General features: G+C 42.2%; 17 protein-coding genes and 1 riboswitch. Of the genes, 5 read left to right on the top strand and 12 right to left on the bottom strand.

Annotated elements, in window-relative coordinates; all coding sequences use genetic code 11:
- Window positions 1-4: 4 nt before the first annotated feature.
- Window positions 5-310, top strand: a complete 306-nt coding sequence (locus ACYH0O_RS22470; protein WP_149156449.1) for a PTS sugar transporter subunit IIB — start codon at window positions 5-7, stop codon at window positions 308-310.
- Window positions 311-409: 99 nt separating this feature from the next.
- On the opposite strand, the gene ACYH0O_RS22475 is transcribed toward ACYH0O_RS22470, so the two are convergent.
- The 3 genes from ACYH0O_RS22475 to ACYH0O_RS22485 all read right to left on the bottom strand — a co-directional run bounded on the left by ACYH0O_RS22475 (window position 410) and on the right by ACYH0O_RS22485 (window position 2,401).
- Window positions 410-628: a DUF2922 domain-containing protein gene (locus ACYH0O_RS22475; RefSeq protein ID WP_149156448.1), complete on the bottom strand. Its 219-nt coding sequence runs from the start codon at window positions 626-628 to the stop codon at window positions 410-412.
- Window positions 629-668: 40 nt separating this feature from the next.
- Window positions 669-887: a DUF1659 domain-containing protein gene (locus tag ACYH0O_RS22480; RefSeq protein WP_149156447.1), complete on the bottom strand. Its 219-nt coding sequence runs from the start codon at window positions 885-887 to the stop codon at window positions 669-671.
- A gap of 134 nt (window positions 888-1,021) precedes the next feature.
- Window positions 1,022-2,401: a Glu/Leu/Phe/Val family dehydrogenase gene (locus ACYH0O_RS22485; protein ID WP_482630415.1), complete on the bottom strand. Its 1,380-nt coding sequence runs from the start codon at window positions 2,399-2,401 to the stop codon at window positions 1,022-1,024.
- Between the two features lie 339 nt (window positions 2,402-2,740).
- On the opposite strand from ACYH0O_RS22485, the gene ACYH0O_RS22490 reads away from it, so the two are divergent.
- The 4 genes from ACYH0O_RS22490 (at window position 2,741) to ACYH0O_RS22505 (ending at window position 5,987) form a co-directional block, all read left to right on the top strand.
- Window positions 2,741-3,529, top strand: coding sequence for an ABC transporter ATP-binding protein (locus ACYH0O_RS22490; RefSeq protein ID WP_482630416.1), 789 nt, complete (start codon window positions 2,741-2,743; stop codon window positions 3,527-3,529).
- Window positions 3,513-4,268, top strand: a complete 756-nt coding sequence (locus tag ACYH0O_RS22495) for an ABC transporter permease (RefSeq protein ID WP_149156444.1) — start codon at window positions 3,513-3,515, stop codon at window positions 4,266-4,268. Before ACYH0O_RS22490 ends, ACYH0O_RS22495 begins: the two co-directional genes overlap by 17 nt.
- A gap of 67 nt (window positions 4,269-4,335) precedes the next feature.
- A complete protein-coding gene (locus ACYH0O_RS22500) occupies window positions 4,336-5,331 on the top strand; it encodes an aliphatic sulfonate ABC transporter substrate-binding protein (protein ID WP_482630417.1) in 996 nt (331 codons plus the stop codon).
- Window positions 5,332-5,396: 65 nt separating this feature from the next.
- A complete protein-coding gene (locus tag ACYH0O_RS22505; RefSeq protein ID WP_482630418.1) occupies window positions 5,397-5,987 on the top strand; it encodes an SCO family protein in 591 nt (196 codons plus the stop codon).
- 359 nt (window positions 5,988-6,346) lie between these two features.
- Here ACYH0O_RS22505 and ACYH0O_RS22510 read toward each other — a convergent pair whose 3' ends face one another.
- The 9 genes from ACYH0O_RS22510 to ACYH0O_RS22550 form a co-directional block, all read right to left on the bottom strand.
- Window positions 6,347-7,570, bottom strand: a complete 1,224-nt coding sequence (locus ACYH0O_RS22510) for a hypothetical protein (protein ID WP_482630419.1) — start codon at window positions 7,568-7,570, stop codon at window positions 6,347-6,349.
- On the bottom strand, window positions 7,567-8,007 hold the full coding sequence (locus tag ACYH0O_RS22515; protein ID WP_482630420.1) for a type II secretion system protein: 441 nt from the start codon (window positions 8,005-8,007) through the stop codon (window positions 7,567-7,569). Before ACYH0O_RS22515 ends, ACYH0O_RS22510 begins: the two co-directional genes overlap by 4 nt.
- A gap of 11 nt (window positions 8,008-8,018) precedes the next feature.
- A complete protein-coding gene (locus ACYH0O_RS22520) occupies window positions 8,019-8,444 on the bottom strand; it encodes a type IV pilus modification PilV family protein (RefSeq protein ID WP_482630421.1) in 426 nt (141 codons plus the stop codon).
- A 160-nt stretch (window positions 8,445-8,604) separates the two neighbouring features.
- A complete protein-coding gene (locus ACYH0O_RS22525; protein WP_482632645.1) occupies window positions 8,605-9,726 on the bottom strand; it encodes a histidine kinase N-terminal domain-containing protein in 1,122 nt (373 codons plus the stop codon).
- A gap of 212 nt (window positions 9,727-9,938) precedes the next feature.
- Window positions 9,939-10,024, bottom strand: a riboswitch (cyclic di-GMP riboswitch).
- 710 nt (window positions 10,025-10,734) lie between these two features.
- Entirely contained in the window at window positions 10,735-12,513 is a 1,779-nt protein-coding gene (locus tag ACYH0O_RS22530) for a LamG-like jellyroll fold domain-containing protein (protein ID WP_482630422.1), read from the bottom strand.
- 133 nt (window positions 12,514-12,646) lie between these two features.
- Window positions 12,647-13,675, bottom strand: coding sequence for a MupG family TIM beta-alpha barrel fold protein (locus ACYH0O_RS22535; protein WP_482630423.1), 1,029 nt, complete (start codon window positions 13,673-13,675; stop codon window positions 12,647-12,649).
- Window positions 13,672-15,030: a PTS transporter subunit EIIC gene (locus tag ACYH0O_RS22540; protein WP_482630424.1), complete on the bottom strand. Its 1,359-nt coding sequence runs from the start codon at window positions 15,028-15,030 to the stop codon at window positions 13,672-13,674. Before ACYH0O_RS22540 ends, ACYH0O_RS22535 begins: the two co-directional genes overlap by 4 nt.
- A gap of 96 nt (window positions 15,031-15,126) precedes the next feature.
- The gene (gene murQ, locus ACYH0O_RS22545; RefSeq protein ID WP_482630425.1) at window positions 15,127-16,026 is read right to left on the bottom strand and encodes an N-acetylmuramic acid 6-phosphate etherase; all 900 of its coding nucleotides are present in this window, start codon (window positions 16,024-16,026) and stop codon (window positions 15,127-15,129) included.
- Window positions 16,027-16,273: 247 nt separating this feature from the next.
- Window positions 16,274-16,834: a competence protein ComK gene (locus ACYH0O_RS22550; RefSeq protein ID WP_482630426.1), complete on the bottom strand. Its 561-nt coding sequence runs from the start codon at window positions 16,832-16,834 to the stop codon at window positions 16,274-16,276.
- Between the last annotated feature and the right edge of the window lie 102 nt (window positions 16,835-16,936).

The following is a 16,936-nucleotide window of genomic DNA, read 5'->3' on the forward strand; positions in this document are numbered from 1 at the left end:
TTATATGAATATCATGCTAGTCTGCTCAGCAGGAATGTCAACGAGTATGTTAGTCCAAAAAATGCGTAAAGCTGCTGAAGAAAAAGGTCTTGAAGCCACTATAAATGCTACATCTGAAGCTGACTTAAGCAATCACTTAGATAAACTTGATGTGATCCTCATCGGTCCCCAAGTACGCTACCTATCATCTAAAATTAAGGAAAAAGCTGAGCCTTATCATATTAAGGTGGATGTAATAGATGGGATGTCTTATGGGATGATGAATGGTGAGAAAGTGTTGGAACAGGCTGTGAGTTTGTTGAGGAAATAATATTTTCGTGATTGAGAGTGACCTGTAAAGGGTTACTCTTTTTTCATATTAAATAACATAAAGAAAGTGTCCCCCATTATGGAGAACACTTTCTTTCGACTACATCACATCATAATCCGTCACATTACGCTCGACCACCCGTGCTCCTTCCACACTCACAAACATTCCGTTCGAACTTCCAAACACATTGGTCGCGATCAGGTTATCCATCGCTGCTTTCACCGCCACAGTATCAATCGGCTCAACCGGGTCATTGATGGATAGTTTCCCTGACTTCCCCGTTTCGGTTTGAAATTCCAGTTCCAATACTTTTGCCATGTTGCATCTGCCTCCTTTCTATTAAAATATCGATCATCGCTTACTCGTTAATGTCGAAGCTTTGGACCTTCTCGATGTTGAACAATCCTTTTGATGAAAGACTTGCCAGGGATAAAGCTGCGCTGTTCATCTCATCTGCCGTTGCCAGTGCATTGATGTAACTGTACGACTTGTACACAATCTTAGGATTCCCCTTCTCGTCCAGCCCATCATTATAAGCCAGTCGTATTCTCGTAGATTTCAAATCCGCTGTTGCCATGTGCCTCACCTCCTTTCACCCTTTATATAGGAAATAGGGAGAGTGAAGGACACCCTTTATAAAGATTTATTAAAAGAGGGACGGACCTCCACTCCTAGTACCAGCTCCTAGGAATAGAGGTCCGTCCCTTGTTCTTAATAAAGTTTTCCTTGTCTGTATAGAACCGTGGATAGTTTCATGACGGAGTGGATGTAGCAGTTTTGGCGCAATGGGAATGGGTCGCCGAAGAATAGTGGCAGGACGGTGTTCATGGTTGTTTTCATTTTGTCGTAGAGGAGGTTGAATACTTCTTCCTCTGTGTAGAACTGGGTTTCCCTTCCTTGCAGCCATTCGAAATAGGAGACGATGACCCCACCGGCATTGGCCAGGATATCAGGGATGATAATGACTCCTTTATCACTTAAATATTTATCCGCATCTGTTGTAATTGGAGCATTGGCCCCTTCCACGATGATTCTTGCTTTCACCTTTTCTACATTATCTTTGTGCACCTGATCCTCTAATGCTGCTAACATCAGAACGTCTACATCTAAATACAGAACCTCATCACGGCCACGGATTTCAGCCTTTACTCCGATTTCCTTCAACTGTTCATCTTTCGTGGGAAGATCTCCTTTATTCTTCATCGTAAACTCTACCAATGCCGGAATATCAAGACCATCCGAGTTGAACAACGTGACATTCCGGTCACTCACCGCCACCACTTTATTCTGCAAATGAGTCGATTGATAGGCTTCAAGTGCCGCCACCGAACCGACATTCCCGAACCCTTGTACAGCAATCGTTAACGCACGGTCTTCAAAACCAAGAGCCGTTTTCGCAAAGACATTATCGGTTTTCGTCAATAAACTCTTCTGTTCCTTTACAAAATCATGAACCAGATAGCGGAATGTAAAGAAGACACCTTTTCCCGTCGCCTCCCTCCGTCCCAACGATCCGCCGTTCACAACACTCTTCCCCGTAAAGCTCCCTCTATAAGGCGTTCCTGGCCGGATGCTCTTGTACTCTGCCATCATCCAGTCCATTTCACGTTCCCCCGATCCCATATCAGGAGCAGGGATATCTTTATCGGGTCCGAGGACATCACTGAAATATTGGACATACTTCCTGGCAATCAAATGAAGCTCCTTCTCCGAATACTCCCGGGGATTCAAGATGATCCCGCCTTTTCCTCCACCGAAAGGAACATCATGAAGGGCATTCTTTAACGTCATCAAGGAAGCCAGATTCACAACCTCTTCCTCATTCACCGTCTCATGAAAACGAATCCCGCCCTTATATGGCCCCAAGGCATTATTATGCTGAACACGAAATGCAGGAATCCTGACCACCTTCTCATCCTCCAACGGAATCCTCAAATACGATTTATGTACATGGTTCGGTGTCGATAGAATGGAAGTTAATGATGTAAACGCTTTCTTTCTTGTCTCCCCTTTCACTTCGGGTAAAAATAATTCGTCCTCTAATAAAGCATCCAATGACTTCTGAACAATATCTCTCGTTTGGCTGATCAAATCGGGTCCCTCCTATTAATGTAAAGAAAATAATGGTATTTACTATAGTGTTACCCTTTCACACCTGGTTAAAAACGACTAGTAATAATATGTTCATCCAATCGAGTTAAATATGATATTTTTAAGAAATGACAACTCCTATAATAAAGACGCCTCTTAAAGCTATTCAATTATATGAAACCATTTATAAAGACATACAACAAATTTAAAGACCTTTCGCAGATCTCATTTTATTCTTCCCAAAATAAAGGAAACCTTGACAACCTCCCCCAATATACTATAATTGTATTATTTATATTCCGACTAAACTAATATGAATTATAAGATAAGGATGATGACATGTTTATACAGATCAACCATCTCAATAAGCAATACCTCGATAAGTCAGGAAAGCCGACCGATGTACTAAAGGATATTAACCTCGAGATAGATAGGGGTGAGTTTGTTTCAATATTGGGACCTTCAGGATGCGGTAAATCCACGCTCCTCTCCATCGTGGCTGGACTGACCGGCTCGACATCCGGAGAGATTCTTGTAGATGGAAATCCGATCAAGAAACCCGGAAAAGATCGGGGGATGGTATTCCAGCAAGCGGCATTGTTTCCATGGTTGAATGTTCGTGACAATGTGACGTTCCCCCTCAAAAAAGAAATGTCAAAAAAAGAAGCGAAGCAGCAAGCCGCAAAATACTTACATATGGTCCAACTGAGAAACTATCAGGATCATTACCCTCATGAGCTTTCAGGAGGGATGCAGCAGCGGGTGGCCATTGCACGTGCTCTCTCCATGAACCCGGAAATCCTTCTCATGGATGAACCATTCGGCGCGCTGGATGAACAGACCCGCTCCCGTCTTCACCATCAGCTTGAAACGATCTGGATGGAAACGAAGAAAACCGTCCTGTTCGTCACTCACAGTATCTCGGAATCTATTAAGCTTTCAGACCGGATCATCGTTATGGGTACCCGCCCCGGTACAATTTTGTCAGATATCAAAGTGGATCTTCCCCGTCCACGGGATGCTCATAAAGAAGAAATGGTAAAAATCGAAGAACATATCATGAGCTATTTAAAGAAGGAAATAGACAAAGTGATAAGTGAGGAATTGGCCTATGAACACAGCTCTTAAACGCATCATCTTTTTTGCCCTTATTATAGGCCTCTGGGAATCGGGATCACGATTCGGGCTATGGACAGAAGTTGTCCTCCCCTCTCCTACTTCCGTTTTCCAGGCCCTATTTACTGGGATTGCAGATCAAACCTTGATCATTGACCTTATTGCAAGCTTTAAACGCTTATTCATCGGATTGGGGATATCGCTCGTTATCGGAACCAGCATCGGCGTCCTTCTCGCCAAATCCAAAACGGCCGACGATACACTGGGATCATTACTGCTGGCCTTCCAAAGTGTGCCGAGTATCGTATGGCTCCCACTGGCGATCATGTGGTTCGGCCTCAATGAAAAAGCCGTCATTTTCGTCGTCATTCTCGGTGGAACATTTGTCATGGCCCTCAATATTCGAATGGGCATAAAAAACGTCTCTCCCCTCTTTTTAAAAGCAGCACAAACAATGGGATCAAGAGGTTTAGACTTATTCATTCGAGTCATCTTCCCGGCATCGATTCCTTATGTAGTAACCGGTTCACGTCTTGCATGGGCCTTTGCCTGGAGAGCTTTAATGGCCGGGGAACTATTAAGCACCGGTCCCGGACTCGGCTACACACTCCGATACGCATCAGACTTTGGTGACATGAGCCTGGTCATTGCCGTCATGATCATCATTGGGGTCATCGGAGCGATCGTGGATCAGCTGATCTTCCAGCGCATTGAAAAATCAGTGATTAAGCGTTGGGGATTGGAGTCTTAAGCATAGACGAAAAAATACGGCAGGGGATGAGCACCTGCCTCATTAATAAAAAACAGGAGGTTACAAAATGAAAAAAGCATTTCTACTCTTGACCATTTTCTTTACATTACTAGGTGTTTTGGCAGGCTGCGGTACTGAAAAGAGTTCAGGCGGTGACGTCAGAGAAAAGGTCGTCATAGGTTACTTCCCAAATATTAACCACGTTCCCGCAATGGTTGCAAAGGACAAAGGATTTTATAAAAAACAGCTTGGAGACGGCACAAAGATTGAATACAAAACCTTCCCCGATGGCTCTTCGTTTATGACCGCATTGAAAACAGGTGAAATTGATGCAGGTCTTGTCGGGCCTGGTCCTGCCATGAACAACTACATGACAGGGGCTGACGTGAAAATCATTGGTGGGGGATCCACTGGTGGAACCGTGGTTCTGGCAAGTAAGGAAAGCGGCGTGAAAACCGTGGACGATTTTGCAGGTAAATCCTTCATCACCCCTGCAGTTGGTTGCACGCATGATGTTCAGGTCGAAACATTCTTGAAAGAACACGGCATTGAATCTCAACGTATCGGTGGGACCATGAAACACGTAACAGGAAATCCGGCACAATATGCCAACATGCTGAAATCAGGGAAAGTCGATATTGCCGTAGCTCCGGAACCTTGGGCAGCCGTGATTCAACAGGAAACAGGTGCCAACATCATCATCGATCATGACGAAATTTCATTTGGTGAAACACTTCCTGCTTCTGTGCTTGTAGCGTCTGGAAAATCCGTGAAAGAAAATCCGGATACCATTCAAAAAATCGTCGACGCACATAAAGAAGCAACTTCTTTCATCGCTGAAAATCCGGAGGAAGCAAAAGAAATCACGATTAAAGACGTAAAAGACGTAACCGGTCAAGAACTAAGCAAAGAAGTCGTTGATCAGGCTTGGGAACGAATCGGTTTCACTTACAAAGTGGACTCAGATGCTGTTCAAGCATTTGCCGACTCATCCTATGAACTGAAATTCCTGAAAGAAAAACCGGAATTCACCGATTTAATAGATAAACAGTTTATAGACTAACATGACAAGGTCCGTCCCTCTTCTGGTGTGAGGGACGGACCTCTGTTTCAGAAGGAGGAAGTTGAGTGGGATTTAAATTTATGATTGCTACTGTTGTCTTATCTCTTTTCTTCTTGGCTGGCTGCCAGTGGGAGAATGTTGAGGAGTCCTTTCCTATGAATGTAGAGGTCGGTGATTTGGGTGCCGTGGATCAGAATGGGGAGGCTACGTCATTAGGAGAGCTCATTAAGGGAAAGATTGTGATTGCAGATTTCATCTTTACGAATTGTGATACAGTTTGTCTTCCGATGACGGCGAATATGTCAAAGCTTCAAAAGAAGATAGCGGAAGCTGGATTGGATGGGGAAGTCCAGTTGGTATCGATTAGTGTGGATCCCGAACATGATACTCCTGAAGTGTTGAAGGAATATAGCGGCCGATATGAAATGGATGATGAGAATTGGAGTTTTTTAACGGGATACTCTCGTGACGAGATTGAATCCTTCGCCAATGTCTCCTTTAAAACTCCTGCTGCTCAAGTTGAAGGCTCTAATCAGTTTGTCCATGGAACTTCTTTTTATTTGGTGAGTGAGAATGGGGTTTTGCTGAAGCAGTATGAAGGAGTGTCCAATCCTCCATATGAAGAGATCATTGAGGATATTGAGAAGTTGAAGTGACCTTCTCGAATGAAATCGAGGAGGTTTTTTATGTGAAATTACGTCATACAGCCCGATTATCCATCTCATCCCATAACCCAATTTCCACATACCACTCATTTAATTTTCACCACTTCGCCCAAAGCAGGAATAACCCCTACCCCTAACAAATACTAGACATAAAGGGATTTATAAAAAGGAGGGGGTCACCATGCACACAGGGGACGGTGCCAGGTACACTTACGATAGAGTGTACCTGGTACATCATGTGGGATTTGTACCTGGTACGTCATGTGGGATTTGTACCCGGTACAAAATCCATTCATTTGTACCTGATAAACTACTAAAAAAGCAATCGACACATTGGACGACTGCTTACATCAATAACTATATTCCACCTTGTTTAAGATATCTCCCCACTCAACATTTAGTTCAGGAGAAGAATTTGGTACGCCGCAATTTTTTTCGAATTCTGCCTGGTTGACTTGAGTGACTTGGCCAGATTTGACCTTTCCGCTCACAGATCCCTTCACATATAATTCCCCATCAATATCTAATTGACTGGCACCTAAATTACCGGCTACACACATCTTGGAATTTGAACCGATGGATAGATGTTTTGAAACAGCCGCGCTTCCTCCTACATATATAATAGACTTATCCTCAACTTCAAAGTGGCCGGCAACACTCATACTCCCTCCAACAAACACCCGGGATCGATCCATCCTTAGCTGCCCACCAAAGCTGGTAGCTCCTTTCACTTCTATGAATACATTCCTTGCATTGTTCATATTTTTCCCCATAGACATGGAACCATCTGTATGGATCTGGGTATTGCTCATGTTATTAGCGTTACCACCTAGCATTAATGCACCCTTTGCGTAGAGGAGTTTATCATCTAAGTTATTATAGTTTGAAGAGAAGGATCCTGATCCAGCTAAAAATATCTCACTGCAACTATCATAGATGATAGGTGGGTTTTTGCACCTATCCGGTATGCCTTTAGGCTCTTGAATCTGGTTGAAATCCGGTAATTTATTAGCATTGGACGGATCGGATTCGCTACCTTCCCCGTCTGTTGATCCTAAATCTTTAATAGGGATCTTCATTTCAGCGCTGAGCTTTGATGTCTCATCCTCCTCTTCTCCGAGACTTGTAAAAGTAATGATGATGTCGTTGGATTCTGAAGTGATATTCACATCCTGAATGATGTAAGTGGCATCGGGACGATTCTCTATTTTGAGAGTTTGATGTTCATTTTCAAGAGATGATTGGATGGCCTGCTTCATGAGAGAAACTATAATACCAGTATAGTATTCTGATGTATTTTCTACCCGATTGCGTCTATCCGTTTCCAATTTGTGCTGTGTTTGACTCACAATACCCTCCTGATTGGAAAGATAGGCATTTCTTACAGCTAATTGATAATATGAAATGCCCATTTCAGCCAATGCTACTGATTGATAGTTTTTTTCAACTACTCTATTTTGCTTCACACTATTAAAGGACTGTCCCATAAAGGAGAGGGAAATCACCATAAATACCACGATGATCAACAACACGGTTACCAAAGCATAGCCTTTTTCATCTTTCAGATGGGTCATTCGCTTTGATCCTCCTTCAGCCTATAAAATATCGTTTCCATAACAAATTCATTTGCAGCATTATTTTTATCATGGATGGAAATGGTTAGTGGCAAGTCTTCCTTACTTGGGTCTACACGACCTGTAAAGGTTGTTTTAAAACATAGATCAGCATCAGTAATTATTTCTTTAGAGGACTCATTATTTTGATTAATGTAATCGACCACAATATTGCAGTTAGAATTCTTAAGCTCATACTGTTTAGCGGTTTGATGGATTCTTGTCAGTTTCATCGTTAAATAGTTCGATTCTTGTTGCATCGAATTTTGGGTGACAGCTTTATCAGAATAGTCCAGACCTTGAAAAAACACATTCCAAATAACCACGCCGATAATTGATAGAATTGTTAATGTAGCTAAAACTTCAACAAGAGTCAATCCACGTTCATTCTGTAACAAACTATCCCCCCTTACTCACCGATCGTCAAATAACCGTATGTTTCGCTCACGGTGTCATTATTTTCCTGCAATTGAATTTGAATCAAGTGAGCTTTAGACGGAGTCGAATGTAAGTCAGATTCCTTTTTAATTTTGATATGTACATCAAAGTCATTCTTTATAGTACTAAAATAATAATAGCTATCGTCTTCACTCTTATATTCTTCAGGCCGATTGGCTGGTGCCGGTGCTTTTATAAAGTCAATAACCCTTTGAGAAGTCTTCCAATCTACCAATACCTGCTTAGCAAAATTCATTCCCTGAGACTTTTCTTCATTGTGTTTATTCATCATCCCCATTTGAGGGAAAAAATTCGTTATAGACAAAAGGATAATCGATAAGATCGTTATAGACAAAAGCACTTCAAGTAACGTAACCCCTTTTTCATTATGTACCAAGACCTTACCCCCACCCAACCGAAATGATAATATTTTCCTATTCCAATTATATCACTCACACTCTATGAATCACTAAATCAATTGCTATAAAATACTAAAAAAATCGGTGCCAGGCACAAAAACTAAGTTTTTGTGCCTGACTCCGATAATCAATAGTCAATTAAATAACAATATTAGATTCAACGGGAATACCGATCGTAAACGTCGTCCACTCATCGTTCGACTGACAACGAATTTCCCCGCCATGCTTTTCAATCAGCTTTTTACAAATATATAGACCGATTCCCGTTCCGAGGTCTTTTGTCGTGTAAAAAGGTTCGAAAATGGCTTCGATGGTCTCCTCTTTGATCCGCGGGCCATTATTGGAGATTTGAAGATTTGTTTTACCTGCTTCTTCTTCGCATGAAACCGTGATTTGACGTTGTCCCTCAACTTCCTGAAGGGCATCAATGGAGTTCATGATGAGGTTAAGAAAGACCTGTCTAAGCTCATCCCTATTTCCCAACACCTTTATGTCAGCATCGCACTGAAAGTCAATGGATACATCACCATCCAGAAGGCTCGGATACAGAAATTCAATGGTCTCTTCCAGATGTTCTGTAAGGATGATCTCTTCCCTGGTACTCTCAATCAAATCCTTTCTCGACACATGCAGGAATTGGGAGATCCGGTAATTCAATTGCTCCAGCTCATGCTGCATAATATCCAAGTAAGGTAAGTCTGGATAACCGTTTTGCAAGAGCTTGGTAAACCCGATGATCGACGTGAGGGGGTTTCTGAATTCATGGACGAAGCTTGAGCTCATCTGTCCCAGGATCGTCAGCCGCTCTTTATGGGTTTGATCGATATACAACTCCTTTTCCTGAAGCTGCTGTTCTTTAATTTCCGTGTATTTTCTAACGGCTAAGTAGGAAAAACGGTCGAAAAGCGCGTTGATTTCTTCAATGATGGGCTGCAATTCCCGAAGTTCAATTCCTGAATTACTCACCCATTTGATAATAATACTTTTCCCGACATTTACGTTATAGACAAACTCACTTATATTCACGTTAGCGTTTACCCGTTCCAGGGCGGTCTTGTAGGCGAGATAAGTAATTTCCTGTTCACTGAGAGGTGTTTCAATGGCACGCTTTACTAACTGAAACATTTTAACCCCATTGTTCAACACTTCTTCTTTATATAGATCATTATCTGAAATGACGACACTCTTACGCCAATTATGTAAAAATTCGTCTGAATGATTTTCAAGAAATTCTATTAGTATGACAGAAGCACTAGTCATCAAAATGGCAGTCCCTTCATTCCGGTTATTGTCGAAATATTCATTGATATTACTATAACAGAAAATAGGGGATAGGGTGAGAGCCATTTGATAATTTAATACCATGAGGAGCATGGTAAGGGATGAAAAATAAAAGGCATAAATCTGTTAAAATATTAATGAAGGAAAAATTCAGGAAAGTATCTTGATTAACTTGTGTAAATATTTGCGTACACGGTAACTGGCTGGCATTATCTTGTAGACTTAAGCCCCTATAGCTTTGCGTCGCCATTTTTCAATGGGTTTGCCTTTATCGCACGCGTTTTAGAAGTATTTAATATATTAGTTTTAAAAAATACGTTTCCTTGGTTTTTGGAGGACCTTCATAAAGATACTATTTTCTTCTGATTTAAAAATTTTAATCCCCACTATCTTTAATGGTGTCCATATTTCTTTCATATAATATCCAGGCATTCGCCATCCCCCTATTAATCTAAATATTAACAAATATTACTTGTATTTACATTATATAAGAAAAATCAGAATAATCTATATTTTAGGTAAAAATACTTATCGACAACTTTCTCACTTTGGAACTAATCACTTCATACTAATAAGATTTCTTGACTTTCAATTGACTAGATACCCACACCGATGTGCCTATGAAATGGCTTTTTCGTCACTCTTCCATTTCTGCGAAACCAAAAATCCATTCGAAAACCACCCAGTCCTTTTCCAAATTCTTGATCTCGAAAGGAAAGATAGTTTGAAATTCACCGATCATAAATTCTCACATATGGGTATGTATAACGATGTTGTTTTTATTTACTCAAGAAAACGCAGAAAATATACTATATAGTATTAGTTTGTTTACTTTCATATAATCCTTACATCCCTTTCCATAGATGCCCGCTTAAGCCAATCGCTTTGACTCTGACTCTGAGGAGATTACGGAGCATAGATTTGCATTAAAAAAGCATGAAATTATGTATTCATGCTTTTGTATTTATTCAGATCCAAACCCAAATATCACTGGTCAACAAAATCAAAACGCTCTTCAAAATCAAATGGTACTTTGAATTGATCGCGCACCCCCGTTAAATACGCTACATCAAAATACGTTTTCTGCGGCCTCGGCAGTTTATCCACCCATGGGGAATAGGTCTTAAACGAAATCATCTCGTCTGCTTCATCGAATTCTGCAAACCTCATCCATCCATTGCCCCCGTGATAGCTTGACTGGTAGTCGACAAGCATTTGTAAAACGGGATTACCTGCTGCATTTTGTTTCATTCTGTGAATGGAGCCATGGTGATGTCCATTGACTGTCATAAATACCTGGTTAAATGGATGGACCAGTTCATCCCAGGCCAATGTCCCCCTCTCTGTCTCCATGGGAGTGACTCCCTCCATGTCGAGGATTTGATGAGAAAGAAGGATGGTCGGTGTTTTTGGGTGTGCTTTTAGAACCTTCTTCGCCCAAGGAATGTCCTTTTTCATATGTTCCATGTCGAGGGATAGAAATAAGTAATGATAACTTCCCGCTTTAATGATGGAATACGAACTATATCCAGTAGGGGAAGAACCTTTATAATACGATTTGTCCGAAAAACGCCCTGATCCATAATATTTAAGATAAGGATCTCCTTTACCGTAGTCATGATTCCCGGCAATCGTCACGTACGGAGCCTTTCTTTTGTCGAGGAAACCGACGCTTGTAGACGAGTGCACCCATTCCTCCAACGAGTCGCTTTGATCGACCATGTCTCCTAAGAAAGCGGTCATAGCGATGTTTAACCTTTCATATCTCTTTGAAATCCATCTCATTTGCTCTTTGAAAATCTCTGGCTTATATCGCACCGTTTTTTGTGGATCCGGGACAAAAAGAAAGGAATAATTCTTCTTCTTGGTTCGTAAGGATTGATATTGATTGGATCCATTTTTGACGTGGTCACCGGGCTTATGTTGGATAAGCCAGTCTTCTTTTGGAAGAGATCGATTGGCTATGCGGATTTCCTGTAAATTCCCTGCAAACAAAGCATCTGCTTTATTCTCTTTTTCTGATGCCCCGACATACCATCCCTTTCCTTTTACCAAATCAATCCCGGTCATTTCAGCAGTGGAGTGCCGAAAGTCGGCCTCTCCATTTATATAGATGCTAGTATTCTTCCCGTCATTGACGACCGCTACATGATACCAGTCTTCTTCACTATCAAGGGCAAGGGACCAATCTGTCTCGGTGCGTTGAAGATTTATGGGATGACTGGCCCAATGGACTTGTTTATAGTCGGATACAGATAAGTTGGAACGTTGCCCACCCCTTGACATAATGCCCATTCCACCGTGGTCTTTCGGAGAGAACTGTTTCGGCAGTTTGAATATGGCCTCGATCGTATATCCGTTTTTAAAACGATTATGATTCAAAGGGGCATTTTTACCGGTTTGAAAATATTGACCTCCAGCATCACTTTTTTTGTGATTAAATTGTAAGGTCTGAACCTCATCCTTTTGTTCGTAATCTTCTTCCGACCAGCGGATGAAAGGAAGTTTTTGATTGGAGTCTTCAAGGTTGATTAACCGGAGATGATTGCCGTTCCCACTTACATCTTTCATCACTAGATCCTTCCCGGTGATGGTTCCGGATTGAATATAATCCTTCGAGAAGATCCAATGGGCGGCGATGGCTGTAGAAGGACCTCTCTCTTCCATGTCCCGTCCTGAAATGACAGGAGGGAACAACACCCAAAGTAGAACCATCAAACCTGCTAGTCCTGTTATGAATAGCATATGTTTTTTGTCTATTCTCAATGTCTTCCCTCCTTTGAATGGCCGAAGTGTTTTCTAATTAGTATGGACTGTGTTGAAAAGAAGATGTATCCTATTGAAACAAAAAAAAATCTCCTAATGAACAAATCATTAGAAGATTTTTTATACAAGTATTTCACAGACTTAGGTCCGTCCCTCTTATCAATCGAATCTTTTGACCAGGCTCCAGTAATTTCAATAGATCAAGGTCTTCCTCGCGAATTCTACCGACTACGTTCACGGCAGGGTTTTTCTCCAGGTCATTTCGGATAATTTGCATTTCCCCTTTATAGCGTCCATACAAATTATTGTCCTGGGTGATGGTGCCACGTGGTCTTTCTACAGTATTTGAAGGCGGAACATCGCCATTCGTCCTTGTTTCGAGTAATCGATACACATCTCTTCCCGGATCGGGTCTGAGTTGATATTCTCCCTTGATTTCACCGCGGCCCTCATACGAAAGCTCGATTACATTTCCTTGATCATAATCCGCTAGCTTACGAAGTAGTTCCTGTGAACAACCTGGATCGCCTATAAATACACCCTGGACACCGCAGTGCCTCAATTGGAGTGCACTCGTATAAAGGTTTTGATCACGATGATCCTCCAAAGTTGGGAGACCCTTGTATAACGGTCCTCTTTTTTCCTCGTCCCCCGGTATAAAGGCATAAACCGGAATGTCTAATGCTTCAAACAGTCTTTGCTGCTTCATAAAGTAATCCTGATCCAATCCCGTTTCAGGCTTGGGGTAGAAATTATGCCACGCAATCATGTTCCCTGTTTCCAGTCCGCTCAAGGTCCATTCTCGAAGCTCCCTTTCTCCAACCGTACTGGCATTGATGGCAATCTGAAAGTGATGAGATAACGTCACCATCTCTTCAGCAGTAAACCCATCATCCAGACGCAATGCCGTCACACCCAATTCCTTTAACTCTTCCATATGGCTCAATCCTAAAAGAGCGGTCGTGTTTTTAGATACATCAGCAAACACTTCAAACCCATCCCTTTTGAAAATGGATAACAGATGACTAACATGCTCTCTGCTATACGCCGACTCTTCCGGAATGTGAAGGGAGGTGAACGCCAGCTTGATACCTGATGAAGAAGCGTGAAGAATTCTCTCTTCAGCTCCTTCGTCGGATAAATAAACGGAGATTCCGATCATTCGAACTCACTCGCCATTTCGTCTTTAAAGCCAACCAGATACGTGATAGCAAACCCGGCTGCATAGGCAATTAAAAGTCCAATCGTGTAGTAAAGAATTTCTCCTGCATTCACAAGGAAAATCAGCGGCAACCCTGATACCCCGATCGCAAACGTCGCGACATCAAAGTACGCTTGGAATGCTCCCCCGAATCCGGCACCTAAACACGCCGTCAGGAATGGTCTGCCGAGTGGTAAGGTGACACCAAAGATTAGCGGTTCCCCAATTCCAAGCATCCCTGCCGGAAGTGCTCCACCAATGGCTCTCTTCAGCTTCTTTTTCTTTGTTTTCATAAAGATCGCGAAGGCTGCTCCAACCTGTCCTGCTCCACCCATTGCAAGAATCGGAAGAAGCGGATCGTCCCCAATCGTGTTGATCAGTTCCAGATGAACCGGTGTCAGTCCTTGATGCAATCCTGTTACGACGAGTGGCAGGAAGGTGGCGCCAAGTACAAAACCAGCGACTAATCCACCCATTTCAATCAATGAAAGGAGTCCGTTCGTAATTAAATCTGAAATAAATCCACCTACCGGCATGAATACCGTGTATGTTAATAATCCCGTGACAAGTAACGCAATGGTCGGTGTCACAATAATGTCCACTGCCTGTGGAATAACTTTGCGTACATTTTTCTCAACAAATGCCATGAAAATTGCCGCAATCAATACGCCGATCAGTCCGCCCCGTCCTGGAAGCAGATTTTCTCCAAATAACGTCACATCACCAATGGCCGGGTTGATAATCAAAATACCAGCCAACCCGCCAAGTGCCGCTGAGCCGCCAAATTCTTTCGCCGCATTCATCCCGACAAGAATACCCAGGTAACCAAATAACCCGCTACCAATAATGGAGAGCATCATCACAAGCTGTGATTCTCCATTTAACCAGCCTGCTTGAACGAAGAACTTCGTAAACCCTGTAATCAATCCTGACGCAATCAACGCAGGAATCAGAGGAATAAAGATATTTGCCACTCGTCTTAGTAGTAATTTAAATGGAGTGCTGTTCTTTTTCTTCAAATCAGCTTTTTGTTCAGCAGCACGAGCCTTCAGATCAACATCCCCTGAACCTTCTGAAACCAGCTTCCCAAACTCTTCTGTCACTTTATTGACCTTACCCGGCCCTAAAATGACCTGATACGTTTCGTCTTCTACAAATCCTAATACTCCCTCGATCTTCTTGATACTTGTCTTTTGAACTAGATCTTCGTTATATACTTTCACTCTCAGTCTGGTCATACAATTTTCATAGCTTGCTATATTATCAGCACCGCCAAACTGCTCTAATATAACGCCAGCCAATTCTTTGTTTGTCAATTTCACCTTCCCCTTTCAATTCTGCTTTGAATTCTTATTACATCTTCACATCTATTTCTATGAAGATTTCTGGACAGGTACCCCTATACAAAAAGCCTATTTTTCAATAGCCAATCGAACATATCCATTGGCATCTTCTAACCGGCTCTTCGCTTCTTCATAGTCACAGCCAAGAGTGATCATCACAATGGATGGTTTCACTTCGTTGTTCGCTTTCTTTAAAGTTGCTGCTGCCGTTTCTCTATCGGCACCTGTGATACTCTCGATGATTCCGATCGCCCGCTGTTCAAGCTTGTAGTTACTGATATTCACGTCGACCATCAGATTCCCATAAGCCTTACCCAGCTTGATCATGGCCGCTGTCGAAATCATGTTGAGGACCAATTTTTGTGCAGTTCCGGCTTTTAAGCGAGTGGATCCGGTTAACGCTTCCGGTCCGGCATCTACTTCAATCGCATGCTTTGCTTCAGCAGAAATTTTCGAGCCTGTATTACAAGACAGGGCAACCGTTGTAGCACCGAGTTCTCTTGCATATCTTAGACCTCCGATGACATACGGAGTACGTCCGCTCGCTGCAATGCCGACGACTGTGTCCGCCTGCGTCAGCCCGATCTCTTTCAGGTCGGATACGCCTAACTCTTCATCGTCCTCTGCTCCTTCAACCGCTTTAACGAATGCTTTCTCCCCGCCGGCAATCAATCCGACCACGACGTCACTGCTGACACTAAAGGTCGGAGGACATTCCACCGCGTCAAGCACACCGAGTCTGCCGCTTGTACCTGCACCTATATAAATCAACCTTCCTCCTTGAGAGATTGACTTCACTACCTCGTCCACCACTTGTTCCACTTGAGGAATCACCTCTTGAACTACCGAAGCGACCTTTTGATCTTCCTCATTCATCATGCGGAGAATTTCGCTTGTACTCGCTGTATCAATTCCAAGCGTATCCCGGTTAACCTTCTCTGTTGATAATTCAAAAAATTTATCTTTCATAAGTCATTCCTCCCAGAAAAATCTGTATGCGTTTTCATTACTTATATTAATATCACGTTTAAAATAATATTTCAATTGTATTTTTAAATATATGAAATTTTATTTTAGAAAGACCGATGTTTTTTATGGAAAAGGAGGATAAGTTTTCTCTTCATAAAAGAATGAAACGACGACAAATAGGAGTTGGAACAAGCTTCCTACTCCTGTTTTTTCTTTATTTCATGTTTTTAATATATTCAAAGGTCTTTCAAAAATCGAGGTGTGAATCATTTGTAATATCTGTTGAATCAAGCATACCGGGATGAAAACCAGGAAGATATAGTTCACTTTCGGTCCTTCTCAAAGCTCTGCGGGATGGGAAGCTGGCGAAGTGATTCATGGTGGCTGCCGCCCGTTCCCGTTGTTTGGCGATCACTTTTTCCGAACAGTTGATTTCCAACTGCTCTCCATTCGTAAACTGGATGTGTGTTTTTCCTTCTGAAGTGGAAGTTGACTCGATATGCTGGCAGAATAACCAGATACAATCATAGTCGGTTGGAGCCATTGTGGGTATCGCATAGATGTATTCCTGCGGGCAGATCATAAGAGGGGTCTTACGTAAATACTTGGTAGCATGACGAACGGCTTTGATCCTGCCGTCATATGTAGACCGGTAAGCCATACAGGAGTCGTCCAGAATCTCCATTACTGATTTTTTGCTGAACGTCTTTCTCCCCGAGTAGTCATAAATAATTGACCGATGAATCCCATCATAAGCAGGGCAAATCGCCACCGTCCTTCGAGTAACCAGCACTTCTAAACCTTTCAATCAAAACACCTTCCTTTTCCTTTATAATAAAGTCCCTTTTATCAGAATCTTCTTACATATTAGACTTTATTACTATTATATACTAACCCCAAAATATTTCCA

It is taken from the genome of Rossellomorea sp. H136, assembly GCF_056838065.1.

Excerpts from the sequence above, each read along its gene's own strand:
- ACYH0O_RS22470 (WP_149156449.1), top strand. The coding sequence starts at position 5 with ATGAATATCATGCTAGTCTGCTCAGCAGGAATGTCAACGAGTATGTTA.
- ACYH0O_RS22475 (WP_149156448.1), bottom strand. The coding sequence starts at position 628 with ATGGCAAAAGTATTGGAACTGGAATTTCAAACCGAAACGGGGAAGTCA.
- ACYH0O_RS22480 (WP_149156447.1), bottom strand. The coding sequence starts at position 887 with ATGGCAACAGCGGATTTGAAATCTACGAGAATACGACTGGCTTATAAT.
- ACYH0O_RS22490 (WP_482630416.1), top strand. The coding sequence starts at position 2,741 with ATGTTTATACAGATCAACCATCTCAATAAGCAATACCTCGATAAGTCA.
- ACYH0O_RS22495 (WP_149156444.1), top strand. The coding sequence starts at position 3,513 with ATGAACACAGCTCTTAAACGCATCATCTTTTTTGCCCTTATTATAGGC.
- ACYH0O_RS22500 (WP_482630417.1), top strand. The coding sequence starts at position 4,336 with ATGAAAAAAGCATTTCTACTCTTGACCATTTTCTTTACATTACTAGGT.
- ACYH0O_RS22510 (WP_482630419.1), bottom strand. The coding sequence starts at position 7,570 with ATGACCCATCTGAAAGATGAAAAAGGCTATGCTTTGGTAACCGTGTTG.
- ACYH0O_RS22525 (WP_482632645.1), bottom strand. The coding sequence starts at position 9,726 with ATGACTAGTGCTTCTGTCATACTAATAGAATTTCTTGAAAATCATTCA.
- ACYH0O_RS22535 (WP_482630423.1), bottom strand. The coding sequence starts at position 13,675 with ATGATCGGAATCTCCGTTTATTTATCCGACGAAGGAGCTGAAGAGAGA.
- murQ (WP_482630425.1), bottom strand. The coding sequence starts at position 16,026 with ATGAAAGATAAATTTTTTGAATTATCAACAGAGAAGGTTAACCGGGAT.